The organism is Haloferax sulfurifontis ATCC BAA-897 (assembly GCF_000337835.1).
Taxonomy (GTDB): domain Archaea; phylum Halobacteriota; class Halobacteria; order Halobacteriales; family Haloferacaceae; genus Haloferax; species Haloferax denitrificans.
In genome coordinates this window covers 272,012-288,808 of the sequence record NZ_AOLM01000003.1, presented here as the reverse complement: position 1 = coordinate 288,808, position 16,797 = coordinate 272,012, and the positions used below count along the sequence as shown (strand labels likewise).

The following is a 16,797-nucleotide window of genomic DNA, read 5'->3' as shown; positions in this document are numbered from 1 at the left end:
GAGGTCGACTGGGACGTGCTCGTGTGGACGCCGCCGGAGCGCGCCTACAGCGCCGACGCCGACGTGAGCCGCTGTGAGAACGTCGCCCCGATGGCCGACCTCGTCGCCGACCTCGCGCTCGAAGGGCGCTACGCCGAGGCGATGACCGTCAACGGCCTCGCCTTCTCGGCCGCCCTCGACTTCCCGACCGACCCCGCCGTCGAGGCGATGCCCATCGCCGACGGCGTCTCGCTGTCCGGGACCGGCCCGAGCGTCGTCGCCGTCGGCGACCGCGCCGACCTCGAACGCGTCGAGGCACTGTGGGTCGCCCGCGAGGGAGAGACCCGACTGACGACCACCCGAACCGACGGAGCACGAATCCAATGACAGACGACACCCCAGACGCCGCCGAACCGTTTCAGGACATGTCCCTCGACGAACTCCGCGAGGAGATAGAGGATATCGACCGCGGCATCGTCGAACTCATCGCCCGCCGGACCTACGTCGCCGACACGGTGGCGAAGGTCAAAGCCGAGAAGGACCTGCCGACGACCGACGAGTCCCAAGAAGAGCGCGTGATGGAGCGCGCCGGGAAGAACGCGGCCCACTTCGAGGTCGACTCGAACCTCGTGAAAGCGATTTTCCGACTGCTCATCGAGATGAACAAGGCCGAACAGCGGCAGAATCGGTAGCCCGACGGACCCCTATTTTCCGCCCGCGCTTCGTCTGAGTCATACACGCCGCGTCACTCGCGAATGACCATCACTTTCACCCGCCGGACCGCGTCGAAGTCGCGGAGTCGATAGGTCAGCGCCCGGACGCGCTCGGCGGGGCCGCGGCAGAACAGCGATTCGAGACACCACTCGCCCTGATGGGTGTGGCTCGTGTTGAGGATGACGTCCTGAAACTCGTGTTGCGCCCCGTGAAGCTCGCGAATCACGTCGTGGTGGCGGTAGTCGAAGCCGACGAGCGCGACGACCTCGCCGGAGACGTCTTCGAGTCGGTCGTGGGACTCGACGAACTCCCGCATGGCCTCTCGGACCGCCCGCGACCGGTTTTCGATGCCCTCGTCGCGCCACGCCCGGTCGAACTCCGCGACCAGTTCGTCGGGGATGTTGAAACTCGTCCGCATCACCTCCAACTGACGCGTACAGCTACAAGAGTTCCCGTTATGACGATACCCGCGATTCGGTATTAACAACCCCTATACCTCTCGTTTTCCACGGCTACGGTAAGCACATGGCCTCGAACGAACTGCTCGGACTCGTCGCCGGCGCGGTACTCCTCGGAGCCGTCCACGGCGTCGAACCGGGTCACGGCTGGCCCGTCGCCGCGTCGTACGCGCTCGACCAAGCGAACAAGTGGGCCTACGGGTTCGCGGCGAGTCTCATCCTCGGGGTCGGCCACCTCGTCAGCAGTATCGCGATGGTGGGCGCGTTCTTCTACGCGAAGTCGTACTTCGACCTCACGCAGGTCAACGAGCCGATTACGACACTCGGCGGCGTCCAAATCGGCGGCCCGGTCAGTCTCGTCGCCGGCGTCTTGCTCATCGCGCTCGGCGTCCGCGAGTACGCCCACGGACACTCGCACGGCACTCACGGGCACGACGACCACGGGAGTCACAGTCACGGAGATGGCCATGAAGGTGGTCATGACCACGGGCACTCACACGATGACGGCCATAGCCACTCACACGACCACGACGGACATAGCCACGACCGCGACAGCGGACTGTTCGCTCGCCTGATGGGTTTCGTTCCCTTCGTCGGCGGACGCTTCCACTCGCACGACACCCCCGACGACGCCGCGGAGCGCGGCCTCCTCGGCATCGCGTGGTTCGCGTTCGTCCTCGGGTTCGCCCACGAAGAGGAGTTCGAGATAATCGCGCTCTGCGCCGGGTCGAACTACTGCCTCGAACTGATGGGCGCGTACGCTATCACCGTCATCGTCGGCATCGTCGGCCTGACGATGGTGCTGATTGCGGGCTACCAGCACTACGAGGACGAAGTGGAGAAGTACACCCCGTACCTCCCGGCGTTCTCGGCGGCCGTGTTGGTGCTGATGGGTATCGGCTTCATCACGGGGCTGTTCTAATCGGTTCCGGCCCACCGGCACCGGCACCGACGCCGATTGCCCCGGCGGGCCGGTCAGGACAGACGATAGAGCTATCACCCGGTGACGCATCGACTCGGTCACGAGGTGATGTCTATTAACCACCACAATCGGAATCCTCGTCCGCGGACTCGTTCTCGGCGTCTCGATAGCCGCGCCGGTCGGTCCAATCGGTGTACTGTGCATTCAGCGAACGCTTTCTAAGGGCCGCCGTTCAGGCTTCGTCAGCGGACTCGGAGCGGCGTCTGCGGACGCGGTCTATGGGGCCATCGCGGGGTTCGGCATCGCCGCGCTCTCGTCGGTCCTGCTCGGCCACCGCAACGGAATCGCCCTCGCCGGCGGGGCGATTCTCCTGTATATCGGCATCCAGTCGATTCGGGGCGACCCGGCGTCGGTCGAGTCGGCACCGACGACCGAGCAGTCGGCCGTGGCACCGCCCGACTCGAACGCCCGGAGCCTCGCGGCAGACTTCGGGTCGACGTTCCTCCTGACGCTGACGAACCCGGTGACGATACTGGCGTTCGTCGGCATCTTCGCCGGCCTGGGCGTCGGCGTCTCGGGCGACTACCTCGGAGCGGCGGTCCTCGTCGCGGGCGTCTTCGCCGGGTCGGCGCTCTGGTGGTTCGTCCTGAGCGCCGCCGTCGACCGCGTCCGGGAGCGGGTCACCCCGGCGGTCCTCCGCCGAGTGAACCAACTCGCGGGCGTCGTCATCGTCGGGTTCGGGGTCGCGGCGCTCTGGAGCGGCCTGTAGCGCGCCGCCTCGGGACCTCCGCGTCCCGCCGGTCCTGTTCCCTCGAACGCTCCGTTCGCCGTCACCTCCATATCGCTCGCGACCGTAGGTGTGCGTGTCATGCCCACGCACAAGGCGGAGACGACGTGGACCGGTGGCAAAGACGGGAGCGGCGAGTTCTCGACGGAGAGCGGGACCGTCGAGGGGACGTTCACGTTCCCGACGCGGTTCGAAGACGAACTCGGATCGAACCCCGAGGAACTCATCGGCGCGGCCCACTCCGGTTGCTTCTCGATGCAGTTGACCGCGTTCCTCGAAGGCGAGGGCTACGCGCCGACGAGCCTGCACACCGCGGCCGACGTGCACCTCGACCCGGCCGACGGCGGCGGCTTCGAAATCTCGCGCATCGACCTGACGCTCGACGCCGACGTGCCCGACATCGACGAGGAGACGTTCGCCGAACTCGCCCAGCGCGCCAAGGAGAACTGCCCGGTGTCGAAGGCGCTCGCCGGCCCGGAAATCACGCTGACCGCGACGCTCGCCTGACCGCGCGCGCGGCCCGCTGTTTCTGTGACTCGACCGAGTCGGCCGCGCCCTCGGCTCAGCGGTTCGACTCGAACCAGTCTTCGGCGAAGTCGACCAGCGCGGGCTGGTCGAGGAGCGTCGCCGTCGCGGCCGCGACCGACCCCTCGGTCGCGCCGACGGCCCTCTCGAACGCCTCGCCGACTTCCCCGAAGTCGTCGGTCTCGACCTCGATGTCGTCGTACTCGACGACGACGCGCTCGCCGTCTCGGAGAAGCGGCGCGCGCTCGGTCGTCCGCTCCTTTTCGAAGTCGGCGCGGTGTTCGGCGAGGTGGAGCGAGGTGTCGTTTCCGTGGCCGACGCCGAGTAAGAGCACGTCGCCGCCGCGGTCGTACACCCGCGCCAGCGGCGACCCGTCGCCGAGGCCGTAGTCGAGTTCGTGGTCGGATACGATTTCCTCGGCGGCCGCGCCCCACGCCGCGAAGGAGACCGTCGGGTGTTCGCTACGGACGACGCCGGGGTAGTTGCGGAAGCACTCGGGTATCGCGCCCATCCCGCGGGTCGGCGTCACCTCGGGGCGGAACGGCGGCATCGACTCGCCGATTGTTTCGACCCAGTCGTCGGGGACCGGCGGGTTCTCCCACGCCGACGGGTCGGTGTACTGGCCGGTGTGGGTCGGCATGACCAGCGTCCCGTCGTCGGTCAGCACCGTCTGGAGGGCGTCCACGACCGCCTGCGGGCCGCCGGCGACCCAGCCGAGCGAACTGAGCGACGAGTGGACGAGGAGGGTGTCGCCGGCCGCGACGCCGAGCGCGCGGAGGTCCGCGGCGAGCGACTCGACGGTTCCCGGTTCGTCCACGCACTCGATGGCGTCTGCTTCGGACATATTCGTTCGTCGGCCGGCCCGGGATTCAAGCTTTGGTGTCGGCCGACCGAAAGGAACAGGTTCGCCCCCGGCGACGCGTTCGATATGTCACGCGTCTCCGCCCGCGACGCCCTCCGCTACGCGACCGAAGACGACGTACTCGTCCTCTTTGCCGTCATCGCCGGCGGCTGGGTGTTTTTGACCGTCGGCAGTTTCGCCCTCGCGGGCCACGGGTTCGGGCTGATGTTCGCTCTCGGCATCCTCGCCTCGCTCGCCGGGGCGCTCGCGGTGTTCGCCGGCGTCGTCGGCCTCGCGTACAAACTGCTGGTGGACAGCCGGCGGGCGGCGACGGAGTGAGAAATCAGTTCACCGCCCGAGAGAAGCCGACGTAGGTCACGTAACAGAGCCCGCCCATCACGAGAAAGACGAACTGGTAGCCGGTGTTCGAGAGGATGTCGACGACCGACTGCGCCGGTCGGAGCAGTTTCAGCCACACCAGCATGCCCACCCCGAGCATCGCCACGAGCCAGAGACCTCCCAAGAGCGGCCGCTCTTTCAGGTACTCGTTGAGCTCGTCGCGGTTCATATCATCTAACGGATATCCTATCGATGAAAAGACTGCGGTGGCTGTCGGGCTGTCGGGTGTGAAGTGGTCCGCGAATCACCGCTAGTAGGTCGTTCCGTCTGTCGGGACCCGGAGTCGCGGCCTCAGAAGAACTGCTCGAACAGCCGTCCGAGGAGGAGGACGACGAGCGGGAGGCTGAACAGCACCGCGGTGGCGACGAGAAAGTCGGTGACGCTTCCCGACTCGGCCGCGGCCTGCAAAATCGCGTTCATCGGTCTCGTCGGCGTTTCAGGCTCTTCAGATATACGCTTTGTTGCCCCGGCTGAGGCTCACTCCAGATACGTCTCGGCGAGCGCGTCCAGCGCCTCGTGTCGGTGGGTCGTGTGCGGCGCGGTCAGCGGCGAGACCGACACGCGGCCCTCGACGACGGCCCGGCGGTCGGTGCCGTCGGGGTCCGGGATGTCGCCGGTGCGCATCCGCTCCCAGACGCGGTCGTGGAGTTTCACGGTGCCGTTTTCGAACTCCGCGGTCATGTCGTACAGCTCCGAGGGAACCGTCACCTGCATGTCCGCCGGGTCGCCGCTGGGGTCGCGCATGGGCGCGTTGACGTTGAGGTAGTCGCACTGGTCGAAGACGCCGGCGGGCTCGGCGTGTTTGACGAGGTACGACGCGGCGTGGGTCGCCTCGCGGAAGTCCCGCGGGTCGGTCGCCTTCTCGTGCCACGGCAGGTCGCCGCCGGCGGGGACGTACAGCGAGAGGGCGATGGCGGGCACGTCGAAGAACGCGGCCTCGACGGCGGCGCTGACGGTCCCCGACCGGCCGAGGACGTACGCGCCGATGTTGGCTCCCTTGTTGATGCCGGAGACGACCATGTCCACGTCGGGACACAGCGCCTCCAAGCCGGCGACCGTGCAGTCGGCGGGCGTCCCCTCCAGCGCGTAGCCGAGTTCGTGCTCGGAGACGACCGCGTCGGTGGACATCTTCCGGCCGACCGCGCTCTGGTCCGTTGCGGGCGCGACCGCGGTCACGTCGGCGAACTCCGAGAGGGCGTCGTAGAGCGCGCGGAAGCCGACGCTCTCGATGCCGTCGTCGTTGGTGAGGAGGATGCTGGGTTCGCTCATGGTCCGACTGGGGACGGAGCGCGCAAAAAGCCACCCGTCGGACACGACGTGCCCCGCCGACCGCGTCGCCGACGCGACCCGCTCAGGCGACGCGGTCGACGAGCGTCTCGTCGTCGACGACGAGGTTGTACGCCTCCTCGTCGTCGTTCCAGAGCGCGAGGACGTTCTCGAAGACGAGCACGTCGCCGTAGTCGGCGTCGGCCAAATCGGCGTTCAGCACAGTCTCGCGGGTTCGGACGGCGTAGTGGTCGACCGCCTCGCTCCCGTCGCCGATTTTGAACACCTGGTTGTTCCCCTCCGAGAGGTCGTGGCTCAGCTTGACCGCGAGCAGGTCGATGCGGTTCGTGACGTGGCGCTCCATCTCGGCCATCTTGGCGAACCGCGCGGGGGTCCCGCGAACGTCGAGGCGGCGCTCGCCGTCGGTCCGGAGGACGCTGTAGGAGTACTGCACGTCCACGTTGACGAAGGTGCCCTCGTCCTCGTCGGCGTCGCGGCCCTCGTCGAGGCGTCGCTGGAACCCCGGCACGTCGAGGTCGGGTTTCACGTCGAACGACCACCCGCGGTCCGAGGGCGCGTAGCCGTCCCAGAGACGGAGCGTCGGCGAGTACACCGTCACGCCGCCGTCGGCCGGCGCGACCTCGCGTTCGACCTCGCGGAGGCCGATGCTCGTGTTCCGGTCGGCTGGCGCGATGGCGACGATTGCGCCGTCGTCGGCGAGGGCGTCGAGGTACTTCTCGACGACCGCGGCGGGGGCGTCGAGTTCGCTCAGGACGCTGGCGAAGAGGACGACGTCGTACTCGCCGTCGGGGTCGAACGCTTCTGCGGTCTCGCGGTGGACGGTCGTCCGGAAGTTCCGGCGCGTCTCGCCGAGCATCCGGTCGAGCACGTCGGCGGAGGCGCTCGGCTCGACCGCGTGGTAGTCGACGACCGAATCGTCGGGGAGGTAGTCGTGGAGGCCGAGCGCGGGGCCGCCCGTCCCGGCACCCACGTCGAGCACGCGGGGGTTTCGCGGGAGCAGGCTCCGCTCGGCGAGGTCAGAGAGGACGTAGCCGACGGCCGCGTAGTAGTCCGGGAGATGGTAAATCGCGTAGCCGAGCGCGGCGTCCTCGTCGTACTCGACGGGGTTGCCCCGGTAGTAGTCCTCCTTCAGTTGGCGGACGCGCTCCCGGAGGCGGTCGCCCGACTCGCCGACGTGCCAGTTCGCGCCGTAGCGCCCGATGAGCAGGTCTTCGAGGGCGAAGGAGTAGTCGTCGGGGAAGGCCGCGGGCGACCAGTTCCGAAACGGCGCGGGGTCGTCGTTCGCGGGGACGAACGTGCCGTCCTCGCGCTCGAACAGGCCGAGGTCGTGGGCCTCCTCGCGGAGCGTCTGTTTCACCACGGCGGGGTGCGGCGCGCCCTCGATGTAGTCGGCTATCTCGTCGGGGTCGATGGGGCGGACGTTTCTGAGGTACTTCGCGTTGTCGCGGACGGCGTCTCTGTCTATCATCGGTGGGCTGTGGAGCGAGTCGCCGTCGCCCGCGCGGGAGGTGTCGACCCGCCGCGGGGCGTCGGCGTCGGTGTCTCCCTTCACTCGTCACTCGACAGGGTCGTGCTTGTCGGTCTGGTCGCGGTCGGCGGCGCTCGCGTCGGCTCCCGCGCCGACTCCGGTGTCGCCGCGGGAGACGCGCCGGTAGAGGTCGGCGAACGCCTCGTCGTCGGCCGCCGCGAGCGCGCGGGCCGCGTCGGCGACGCGGTCGGTCCCCTCGCCGAACGAGGACTGGATGTCCGCGTACACGCGCGGGGTGCCGCCGGACACGGAGGCGACGAGCTCGTCGAGCGCGGCCGAAATCGGCGTGGCGAACTCCTCGCGCACGCCGTCGGCGGCGAGGCCGAACGAGAGGACGGCGGCGTGGGCGGCCGCCTGCACCGTCTCCATCGCGGCGTCGTGTTCCTCGGGCGTCGTCTCGAAGACGCGGTTGCCGGCCGCGTCGAGGTCGGCGAGGAGCGCGTCGGTGTACGGCCCCGGTTCGTCGGCGACGGCGGCGACGTTGCCGGGGGCGTTGTGCGGGGCGAAAAGCGGGTGGAGGCTGAGGCGCTCGCGGTCGGGGAGGTGGTCGCGCATCGCCGCCACCGGCGGTTTCATCGCGCCGGTCACGTCGCACATCGCGGCGTCCGCGCGGTGGGCGTTGTCGGCGACGGCGTCGGCCGCGAGTCGCATCGGAACCGCGAGACAGACCACGTCGAACCGCTCGTCGCCGTCCAACGGGACCGCACGGCCGCCGAGCGCGTCCGCTGTGGCGACCGCTTTCTCGGGGTCCGCGTCGGCGAACGCGAGGTCGGCGTCGACGGTGCGGCCGAACCAGCGTCCCATTGCGCCCGCGCCGACGATAAGCACGTCCATCGGTACGGGTGTGGAGGTGCGGCGGGCAAAAGGGAATCGGTGGCGGCGGGTGTGGCGAGACGGCCGCCCGCGGTCGGCCCGAAAACCACGTTCAACCGATTCCCGGTGTCCGAACCGTCAAGTGGTCGATGGTCGATAGGAAACTATGGCAGTCGATGATGCGGATTTCGAGGGCCGGACGGCCTTCATCACGGGAACCAGTCGCGGCATCGGGAAGGCCATCGCGCTCGATCTCGCCGACCGAGGCGTAAACGTCGTCTCGACGGGCAAGACCGTCGACGGGCGCGAGGACCTCCCCGGAACCATCGTCGAGACGACGGAGGAGATACGCGAGCGTGGCGGGAACTCCATCTGGTGTCAACTCGACGTGCGCGACGACGACTCGGTGCGGACGGCCATCGACGAGACGGTCGACGCCTTCGGCGGCATCGACTTCGTCGTCAACAACGCGGGCGCGATTCACATCGCCGGCTTCGAGGACACGCCGCCGAAGCGGTTCGACCTCCTCATGGACGTGAACGCCCGCGGGGCCTATGCGACCACGCACGCCGCGCTCCCGCATCTCCGCGAGAGCGACCGCGCCCACGTCGTCACGTTCTCGCCGCCGATGCCCGCCCGGCCCGCGCCGGGGAAGGTCGCCTACGCGCTCTCGAAGTACGGGATGACGTTCATCGCGCAGTCGCTCGCGGGCGAACTCGCCGCCGACGACATCGGCGTGAACGCGCTGTGGCCGGTCGCCGCCATCGAGTCCGAGGCGACCCGACACTTCGGGATGGGCGCGCCCGAGGACTGGCGCACCCCGCAGATAATGTGCGACGCCGTCGGGGAACTGTTCTCGCGCGACCCGACCGACTGCACCGGCAACGCGTTCTACGACGAGGAACTGCTGTCCGAGGCGGGCGTCGACGACTTCTCTTCGTACGCCGTCGTCGAGGGGAGCGACCCCGGCCCGATGTCGGCGCAGTTGTTCGACCCCGACTACGAACGCTGACGCGCTTCGGTTATCGGCGCTGAGACTCGGGGGCGGACGTTTATGTTCGATGAACCCGAAATGCTGTGCGGTGTGTTTATGCGTCGTCGAAGCCGCGAAAACGGTCTCCCCGACGCGACAGTTTACCGAATCGGCAATTAGACTTATCTACCGGTGGGGAATCGCATAGCGCATGGAGTTCCCTCGCCTCCCGTCACGAGACACGAGCGGCCAGAAGGTCGTCCTCCCCGACGACTTAGAGGGCGAACAGACGCTCGTGCTCATCAGCTTCGACCGCCGCCAGCAGTCGCTGGTCGGGTCGTGGCGCGGGTTCGCGAAGGAGCTGTGCGAGACGTACGGCCATTTCGGCTACTACGAACTGCTCGTCCTCGGCGGGCGAAGCGGGATGATGCCGCCGATGGCCGGCGGCGGGATGTCTCCGGAGGCGGCCCGGAGCCGCCCCCACGACAACGCGCTCATCGCGCGGGTGGACAAGACCGCGCTCCAGCGCCGCCTCGGACTGCTCGGCGAGGGCAACATCTACGCGCTTCTCATCGAGGACGGGACGGTCGTCCGGCAGGCCGCGGGCGTTCTCACGTCCGAGACGGCCGACGCGCTGGAGGACCTGCTGAAACAGTGGCGCGAGGCCAACTCCGGGTGGACCGACGCGTCGGCCGTCGGCAGTCCGACGGGCGACAACGCTCTCGACAGCTGATTTTCCGCGCCGACCGCGATTTCGCGTCCGCCGCGCCGGCTACTCGACGACGAGTTCGACCGGGTACTCCGTCAGGTTCTCGTAGCCGTCCTCGGTGACGACCACGAGGTCTTCGATTCTGACGCCGCCGATGTCGGGGTCGTACAGCCCCGGCTCGATGGTGATGACGTGGCCGGGCCGAAGCTCCTCGCCGCTCGGGCTCAGCGAGGGGAGTTCGTGTACGTCGAGACCGACGCCGTGGCCGGTGCTGTGGATGAAGCCGGTCTCCGCGGCGGGGTCGGCGCGGAGCGTGTTCTCGCCGGCCGCCTCGTACACGTCGCAGACGGCGTCGTGGACGTCTTTGCCGGTCGCGCCGGGTTCGACGGCGTCGAGGGCGGCCTCGAACGCCTCCTCGGTGAGGTCGAACCACGCGCGGATTTCGGGCGACGGCTCGCCCTTCACGAACGTCCGGGTCATGTCGCCGTTGTACTTCGTCTCCTTGTCGCGCGGGAAGATGTCGATGATGACGGCCTCGTCGGCCCGGAGCGGGCCGCTCCCGCGGTCGTGGGGGTCGGCGGCGTCGGCCCCGCAGGCGACGATTGTCTCGTCGAGGGCACAGCCGTGTCGCAGGAGCGTCACCTCGATTTCCTCTCTGACGCGCTCGCTCGTCAGCGGTTCGCCCTCGTGGATGAGCGTGCCGTCGTCGGCCACCTCGGCGTCGCGGATGAGCCCCTCGGCGGCGCGCATCGCGGCCTCGTTGGCGTCCTGTGCGGCGTGGATATGCTCGGTTTCCTCGTCGGTCTTCACCGCGCGGATGTTCGTGAGCACGTCGTCGATTTCGGCTTCGACCGCGACGCCCTCCTCGCGCAGGGCGTCGGCGGTGCCGAGCGGGAAGTCCGCGGGGACCGCCAGCGAGTCGACGTCGTGGTCGGCGAGGAACGCCGCGACCGTCTTCGCCTTCCCGACGACCGCGCCGTGTTCGGCGTAGTTGTCGCGGTAGTCGTAGTCGGAGAGCCGCGAGACGGTGTCGGCGCGGCTCTCTTTCTTCGCGCGGCCGAACTCCAGCGTCGAGACGAGGAGGTGGATGCCCGCGGGCGTGTAGAGCGTCACGTACGGGTCCGGCGCGTCGAACCCGGAGAGGTACAGCTGGTTGGAGTCGCTCCCGTCGGCCGAGATGAGATAGCCGTCGAACTCGTCGCCGAGGAACTCGGCCAGCGGTGAGAAATCGGGGTCCATACGCCGGAGTTCGCCCGGCCGGTAGTAAAGCTCTCGCGTCGCGGTCGGCGGGTTCCGGTATCGGCTCCGCGACACGCCCCTTCGGGCGGGAGACGCGCCGCGGATTGACCGCCGGAACTCGCCGCGAGCGCCGTGCGAGCGCCGCGCGAGTCGGCGTCGCAACTGTTCGTGTCACCGGCGCTGTTCTACCGACGTACAGTACGCTCGCTCACGATATATGTTTGTTGGCAAACACGAAACAGAGCGACAGCGTCGCCGTCGCCGTCCGGGAGAACGTCGCCGCGTCCGGTACCCTGATACCGGACCCTGCCGACCCCTCGCGTATGGACGCCCACGTCTCCCCGTCTCGGGTCGCCGGACGCACCCGAGCGCCGCCGTCGAAGAGTTACACCCACAGAGCCGTCCTCGCCGCGGGATACAGCGACGAGGCGGTCGTTCGCGACGCGCTCGTCAGCGCCGACACCAAGGCGACCATGCGCGCGGTCGAGGCGTTCGGCGGGTCGGTCGACCGCGACGGACAGACGGTCGAGGTCGTCGGCTTCGGCGGCCGCCCGGGCACGCCCGACGACGTGGTCAACTGCGAGAACTCGGGGACGACGATGCGCCTCGTCACCGGCTGTGCCGCCCTCGGCGAGGGCCTGACGGTCCTCACGGGCGACGCGTCGCTCCGCTCGCGGCCCCACGGCCCGCTTCTCGACGCCGTCTTCGACCTCGACGGCCGCGCCGAGAGCACGCGCCGAAACGGACAGGCCCCGCTCGTCGTCGGCGACGGCATGACCGGCGGCACCGTCGAGATTCCCGGCGACGTCTCCTCGCAGTTCATCACGGCGCTCCTCATGGCCGGCGCGGTGACGGATGAGGGCATCGACGTCGAACTCACGACCGAACTCAAGTCCTCGCCGTACGTCGATATCACGCTCGAACTCCTCGCCGATTTCGGCGTCGAGGCGACCCGGACCGACGACGGCTTTTCGGTCCCCGGCGGCCAGTCGTACGCCCCCGAGGGCGGCGCGTACAGCGTCCCCGGCGACTTCTCGTCTATCTCGTACCTGCTCGCGGCCGGCGCGGTCGCCGGCGCGGAGGGCGAAGACGTGGTCATCGAGGGCGCGCGACCGTCCGCACAGGGCGACAGCGCCATCGTCGACATCGTCCGCGACATGGGCGCGACGGTGGACTGGGACGAGGACGCCGGCGAACTGGTGGTCTCCGCGGCCGACCTCACCGGCACGACCGTGGACGTGGGCGACACGCCCGACCTGCTTCCGACCATCGCGGTCCTCGGTGCTATCGCCGACGGCGACACGGTCATCGAGAACTGCGAGCACGTCCGCTTCAAGGAGACCGACCGCGTGAGCGCGATGGCGGAGGAACTCGCGGAGATGGGCGCGAACGTCACCGAGCAACAGGACAGACTCACGATTCACGGCGGCGACACCGACCTCGTCGGCGCGGCGGTCGACGGCCGCGGCGACCACCGCATCGTCATGTCGCTCGCGGTCGCCGGTCTCGTCGCGGACGGCGAGACGACGATTGCGGGAAGCGAACACGTCGACGTGTCGTTTCCGAACTTCTTCGAGGCGATGCGCGACCTCGGAGCCGAGATGACCGAGCGCTGAGGGCGCGATCTCACAGCGACCCACCCGGACGGAACCTTTTTCGCCCGTCCGGACGCCGGCCTCCACCCCGACGAGATGGTGATTCCGTTCGCCACGGCGACGCTCGGCTCACTCCGCCGAGTCGGGGTCGAGGTCGGGCCCGTGCCCCGTCACGGCCGTCTCCTTGACGATGGCGTCCACCCACCAGAGCTTGAGGGCCATCACGCCGAGCGTGCCGAGGAGCGTGCCGACCGGTCTGCGCCGAATCGCCGAGGCGAAGGCGTAGAGCGTGACGGGGACGTTGAGCAGGTTGAGCACGTTCGGGTAGTCGAGTCCCACCGTCCCCCGCTCGTCGTCGAGCCACTCCCGCTCGGCGAGGACGATTCGGCTGAGGTAGTTGTCCGTGCGCGCGGGCCGCGGGAACAACACCGGGTTGACCGCGGTGAACGCGAGGGCGGCGAGAAAGAGCCGGCGGTCCCGCCGGTAGACGGCGTACATCAACACCGGGTAGACGAGGATGCGCGTGCCGGCGCTCCACGGGTTGGCGTGGCGCTCCCAGAACGCGGCTTCGAAGCGGTCGCGGAGGCCGGAAGCGGACGCGTCGGTGGCGGCGGGGTCGGAGTCGGTGGCGGAGCCGGCGGGGTCGGTAGAGGGCGGCGAGTCCATACGCCCGGTTCGTCGGCGTCGAGCATGAACGTGGGGTCGCCGAACCCCCGCCCACGATTGCGGCTTTCGACAAACACTAAATGGGCGGCCCCCCGAGGGGCGGGTAATGAACGGCAACGAATTCGGTCGTCTCTTTCGGATGACCACCTACGGCGAGAGCCACGGCGACGCGATGGGCGTCACGGTGTCCGGCTGTCCCGCCGGCGTGGAGCTGTCGGTCGAGGACGTACAGGCGGAACTGGACCGACGCAAGCCGGGCCAGTCGATGATTACGACGAGCCGCGGCGAACCGGACGCCGTCGTCGTCAACTCCGGCGTGCAGGACGGCTACACGACGGGCACGCCCATCGGGATGGTCGTCCAGAACAAGGACGCCCGCTCGGGCAAGTACGAACCGTACGTGACCGCGCCGCGGCCCTCCCACGGCGACTTCACGTACTCGGCGAAGTTCGGCACGCGCAACTGGGGCGGCGGCGGTCGCTCGTCCGCGCGCGAGACGGTGAACTGGGTCGCCGCCGGCGCGGTGGCCAAGCAGGTCATCGAGCAGAGCGACTACGACATCGAGGTGAAGGCGCACGTCAACCAAATCGGCGACGTGGAAGCGCCGGAGGTCTCGTTCGAGGACCTGCGCGAGCACACGGAGGAAAACGACGTGCGGTGTGCCCACCCCGAGACGGCGGCGGAGATGCAGGAACTCATCGAGGAGTACCAGAAGGAAGGCGACTCCATCGGCGGCTCGATCTACTTCGAGGCGCAGGGCGTCCCGCGCGGGCTCGGCGCGCCGCGGTTCGACTCCGTTTCGGCGCGGCTCGGACAGGCGCTCATGTCGGTGCCGGCGGCGACGGCCTTCGAGTTCGGCCTCGGCCGCGAGGCCCGCGAGTGGACCGGCCACGACCGCAACGAGAACTGGGAATTTGATGAAGAGGGCGACCCCCGACCCGTCGGCAACAAACACGGCGGCATCCAGGGCGGCATCACGACCGGCGAGCCGGTGTACGGCGAACTGACGCTCCACGCGCCCACGTCCATCCCGAAGAAACAGCGGACCGTGGACTGGGAGACCGGCGAGGAAAAGGAGATTCAGGTCGTCGGCCGTCACGACCCCGTGCTCCCGCCCCGCGGCGTCCCCGTCGTCGAGGCGATGCTCTACGTGACCATCCTCGACTTCATGCTCCTCGGCGGACGCATCAATCCCGACCGCCTCGACGGGCAGGCCGGCGAGTACGACACGCCGTACCACCCGTCGAGTCCCGATAACGAGTAGCGAACGCGATTCCGCGTTATCGTTCACTCTATTCGGCGGGCGTGACAGTCCGTTCGTCCACTTTCGATGGTGGGAGGGTGAGTCAGTTTAACAATATTAAGTCCTTCATTATCTTTCCTTGTTAATCCATAGCAAAGTCTTTAATCGGACCCTCCCCAACTTTTCAGGTAGCGCCCCAGCGGGGCCGTGAGCTCAACATATGACTGACCACGAACTTATCTGGCGTATCGCAGGGGGTTCCGGTGACGGTATCGCCTCGACGAGCCAGAACTTCGCCAAAGCCCTGATGCGAGCGGGGCTACACGTTTTCACGCATCGACACTATCCATCGCGCATCCGCGGTGGCCACACGTACACGGAAGTGCGCGTCAGCGCCGACCCCGTCAAGTCCCGCGGCGACGGGTACAACTTCCTCCTCGCCCTCGGTGACTCCTTCGCCCGCAACCCGAGCGAGGGTGCCTACTACGGCAACGAGGAGATCAAGCCGCTGTCGGAGAACCTCGACGAACTCAACGAAGGCGGCGTCATCGTCTACGACTCCGGTCTGCTCGACGCCTCGGAAATCGAGGACTTCGACGAGCGCGTCGAGGAGAACGGCTGGCACGTCTACGACATCGACCTGCGCACCATCGCCCGCGAGCACGGCCGCGAGGTCATGCGCAACACCGCCGGCGTCGCCGTCACGTGCGCCATCGCCGGCATCGAACCCGACGTCATCAAGAGCCTGATGTCGGACGCGATGCCCGACAAGATTCTCGAACCCAACCTGACCGTCTTCGACGACGCCTACGAGATGGTCCAGGAGGAGTACGACGTCGACGCTCCGGACGTGTCCGCGCCGACCGGCGAACACGACGAAGAGCAGGTGCTTCTGTCCGGCTCCGACGCCATCGCGTACGGTGCCATCGACGAGGGCTGTCGCTTCATCGCGGGTTACCCGATGACCCCGTGGACGGAAGTCTTCACCATCATGACCCAGAACCTCCCCGAGCTCGGCGGCATCTCCGAGCAGGTGGAGGACGAAATCGCCGCCGCCGCGCTGGCAATCGGTGCCTCCCACGCGGGCGTCAAGGCGATGTCCGGCTCGTCCGGTGGCGGCTTCTCGCTCATGTCCGAGCCGCTCGGTCTCGCCGAGATTACCGAGACGCCGCTCGTGCTCGTCGAGGCCATGCGCGCCGGCCCCTCGACGGGGATGCCGACGAAGCCCGAGCAGTCCGACCTCGAACACGTTCTGTACACCTCGCAGGGCGACTCCCACCGCATCGTCTTCGCGCCCGGTAACGCCGCCGAGGCGTACTACCAGACGCGCAAGGCGTTCCAGATCGCCTACGAGTACCAGATTCCGTCCATCGTCCTCTACGACCAGAAGCTCGGCGGCGAGCTCTCGAACGTCCCGGCGTCGGTCTTCGACGAGGAGCCGAACGCCGACCTCGGCTCGGTGCTGACGGAAGCGGAACTCGAAGACGCGCCGCACGACGACTCCGGCAAGTACCAGCGCTTCCAGCACGACACCGAAAACGGCGTCTCGCCGCGTTCGCTGCCGGGCCAGAAGGGCGGTCGCTACCTCGCGACGGGTAACGAGCACATGCCCGCGGGTCACATCTCGGAGTCCCCCGAGAACCGCGTCGCGCAGATGAACCGCCGCATGCAGAAGGTCGACAACATCCGCGCCGAACTCGACGCCGACGGCGAGTTCAACACGGTCCACGGCGACGAGGACGCCGACCTCGGCCTCATCACCTTCGGTAGCCAGCAGGGCACCGTCGAAGAGGCCGCCGACGTCCTCAACGAGAAGGGCCACTCGGTCAAGGTCCTCGGCGTCTCCGAGATGATGCCGTTCCCGAAACAGCAGGTCGCGGAGTTCCTCGACAGCGTCGACGAGGCGCTCGTCGTCGAGATGACCGCCTCCGCCCAGTTCCGCGGACTCATCTCCAAGGAACTCGGCGGCTACGGCGACCAGATGTCGAGCCTCCTCAAGTACAACGGCAACCCGTTCGAGCCCGCCGACATCGTCGAGGGCTTCGAGACGGCGCTCCTCGAAGGCGAGGAGCTCCCAGACAACCGCACGAAGTTCGTCCCCAAGGTGGGTGAATAAATC

19 protein-coding genes and 1 pseudogene are annotated in these 16,797 nt (G+C 68.3%); 11 read left to right on the top strand and 9 right to left on the bottom strand.

Going from position 1 to position 16,797, the window contains the following annotated elements; translation table 11 throughout:
• Together C441_RS02380 and C441_RS02375 are read left to right on the top strand one after the other, a co-directional pair.
• Positions 1-366: pseudogene (locus C441_RS02380) on the top strand (shikimate kinase); the annotation flags it as partial.
• Positions 363-671 carry a chorismate mutase gene (locus tag C441_RS02375; RefSeq protein WP_007273613.1) on the top strand — a complete coding sequence of 103 codons (309 nt, stop codon included), beginning with the start codon at positions 363-365 and terminating at the stop codon, positions 669-671. The pseudogene C441_RS02380 and the gene C441_RS02375, both read left to right, overlap by 4 nt.
• 53 nt (positions 672-724) lie before the next feature.
• On the opposite strand, the gene C441_RS02370 is transcribed toward C441_RS02375, so the two are convergent.
• Positions 725-1,111: a CopG family ribbon-helix-helix protein gene (locus tag C441_RS02370; protein ID WP_007273612.1), complete on the bottom strand. Its 387-nt coding sequence runs from the start codon at positions 1,109-1,111 to the stop codon at positions 725-727.
• Between the two features lie 107 nt (positions 1,112-1,218).
• On the opposite strand from C441_RS02370, the gene C441_RS02365 reads away from it, so the two are divergent.
• From C441_RS02365 to C441_RS02355, 3 genes are all read left to right on the top strand, one after another.
• Complete coding sequence (locus tag C441_RS02365) at positions 1,219-2,073, top strand: hypothetical protein (RefSeq protein WP_007273611.1); 855 nt, start codon at positions 1,219-1,221, stop codon at positions 2,071-2,073.
• A gap of 127 nt (positions 2,074-2,200) precedes the next feature.
• The gene (locus C441_RS02360) at positions 2,201-2,842 is read left to right on the top strand and encodes a LysE family transporter (protein ID WP_167321007.1); all 642 of its coding nucleotides are present in this window, start codon (positions 2,201-2,203) and stop codon (positions 2,840-2,842) included.
• Between the two features lie 99 nt (positions 2,843-2,941).
• Positions 2,942-3,367 carry an OsmC family protein gene (locus tag C441_RS02355; protein WP_004968086.1) on the top strand — a complete coding sequence of 142 codons (426 nt, stop codon included), beginning with the start codon at positions 2,942-2,944 and terminating at the stop codon, positions 3,365-3,367.
• A gap of 55 nt (positions 3,368-3,422) precedes the next feature.
• On the opposite strand, the gene C441_RS02350 is transcribed toward C441_RS02355, so the two are convergent.
• Positions 3,423-4,229 carry an aminoglycoside N(3)-acetyltransferase gene (locus tag C441_RS02350; RefSeq protein WP_007273609.1) on the bottom strand — a complete coding sequence of 269 codons (807 nt, stop codon included), beginning with the start codon at positions 4,227-4,229 and terminating at the stop codon, positions 3,423-3,425.
• 84 nt (positions 4,230-4,313) lie between these two features.
• Between C441_RS02350 and C441_RS20205 the strand changes: the two genes are divergently transcribed.
• Positions 4,314-4,565, top strand: a complete 252-nt coding sequence (locus C441_RS20205; RefSeq protein WP_007273608.1) for a hypothetical protein — start codon at positions 4,314-4,316, stop codon at positions 4,563-4,565.
• Positions 4,566-4,569: 4 nt separating this feature from the next.
• Here C441_RS20205 and C441_RS02340 read toward each other — a convergent pair whose 3' ends face one another.
• The 5 genes from C441_RS02340 to C441_RS02325 form a co-directional block, all read right to left on the bottom strand.
• Positions 4,570-4,794 carry a hypothetical protein gene (locus C441_RS02340; RefSeq protein ID WP_007273607.1) on the bottom strand — a complete coding sequence of 75 codons (225 nt, stop codon included), beginning with the start codon at positions 4,792-4,794 and terminating at the stop codon, positions 4,570-4,572.
• A 122-nt stretch (positions 4,795-4,916) separates the two neighbouring features.
• On the bottom strand, positions 4,917-5,045 hold the full coding sequence (locus tag C441_RS20465; protein ID WP_268237538.1) for a hypothetical protein: 129 nt from the start codon (positions 5,043-5,045) through the stop codon (positions 4,917-4,919).
• A gap of 57 nt (positions 5,046-5,102) precedes the next feature.
• The gene (gene surE / locus C441_RS02335) at positions 5,103-5,894 is read right to left on the bottom strand and encodes a 5'/3'-nucleotidase SurE (RefSeq protein ID WP_007273606.1); all 792 of its coding nucleotides are present in this window, start codon (positions 5,892-5,894) and stop codon (positions 5,103-5,105) included.
• 82 nt (positions 5,895-5,976) lie between these two features.
• Positions 5,977-7,380 carry a small ribosomal subunit Rsm22 family protein gene (locus C441_RS02330; protein ID WP_049920377.1) on the bottom strand — a complete coding sequence of 468 codons (1,404 nt, stop codon included), beginning with the start codon at positions 7,378-7,380 and terminating at the stop codon, positions 5,977-5,979.
• Positions 7,381-7,467: 87 nt separating this feature from the next.
• A complete protein-coding gene (locus tag C441_RS02325; protein ID WP_007273604.1) occupies positions 7,468-8,274 on the bottom strand; it encodes a prephenate dehydrogenase/arogenate dehydrogenase family protein in 807 nt (268 codons plus the stop codon).
• 145 nt (positions 8,275-8,419) lie between these two features.
• Between C441_RS02325 and C441_RS02320 the strand changes: the two genes are divergently transcribed.
• Positions 8,420-9,265 carry an SDR family oxidoreductase gene (locus C441_RS02320; protein WP_007273603.1) on the top strand — a complete coding sequence of 282 codons (846 nt, stop codon included), beginning with the start codon at positions 8,420-8,422 and terminating at the stop codon, positions 9,263-9,265.
• A 172-nt stretch (positions 9,266-9,437) separates the two neighbouring features.
• The gene (locus tag C441_RS02315) at positions 9,438-9,959 is read left to right on the top strand and encodes a hypothetical protein (RefSeq protein WP_007273602.1); all 522 of its coding nucleotides are present in this window, start codon (positions 9,438-9,440) and stop codon (positions 9,957-9,959) included.
• Between the two features lie 39 nt (positions 9,960-9,998).
• Here C441_RS02315 and C441_RS02310 read toward each other — a convergent pair whose 3' ends face one another.
• Positions 9,999-11,174 (bottom strand): M24 family metallopeptidase, encoded by a 1,176-nt coding sequence (locus tag C441_RS02310; RefSeq protein ID WP_007273601.1) that lies wholly within the window; start codon positions 11,172-11,174, stop codon positions 9,999-10,001.
• A gap of 323 nt (positions 11,175-11,497) precedes the next feature.
• Here C441_RS02310 and aroA point away from each other — a divergent pair, with 323 nt between their 5' ends.
• Positions 11,498-12,790, top strand: coding sequence for a 3-phosphoshikimate 1-carboxyvinyltransferase (gene aroA / locus C441_RS02305; RefSeq protein WP_007273600.1), 1,293 nt, complete (start codon positions 11,498-11,500; stop codon positions 12,788-12,790).
• 108 nt (positions 12,791-12,898) lie between these two features.
• Here the strand turns inward: aroA and C441_RS02300 are convergent, their stop codons facing one another.
• Positions 12,899-13,435: a DUF6653 family protein gene (locus C441_RS02300; RefSeq protein ID WP_007273599.1), complete on the bottom strand. Its 537-nt coding sequence runs from the start codon at positions 13,433-13,435 to the stop codon at positions 12,899-12,901.
• Positions 13,436-13,541: 106 nt separating this feature from the next.
• Between C441_RS02300 and aroC the strand changes: the two genes are divergently transcribed.
• Both aroC and C441_RS02290 read left to right on the top strand, forming a co-directional pair.
• Positions 13,542-14,699, top strand: coding sequence for a chorismate synthase (gene aroC / locus C441_RS02295; protein WP_007273598.1), 1,158 nt, complete (start codon positions 13,542-13,544; stop codon positions 14,697-14,699).
• A gap of 199 nt (positions 14,700-14,898) precedes the next feature.
• Positions 14,899-16,794 carry a 2-oxoacid:acceptor oxidoreductase subunit alpha gene (locus C441_RS02290; RefSeq protein WP_007273597.1) on the top strand — a complete coding sequence of 632 codons (1,896 nt, stop codon included), beginning with the start codon at positions 14,899-14,901 and terminating at the stop codon, positions 16,792-16,794.
• Positions 16,795-16,797 lie beyond the last annotated feature (3 nt).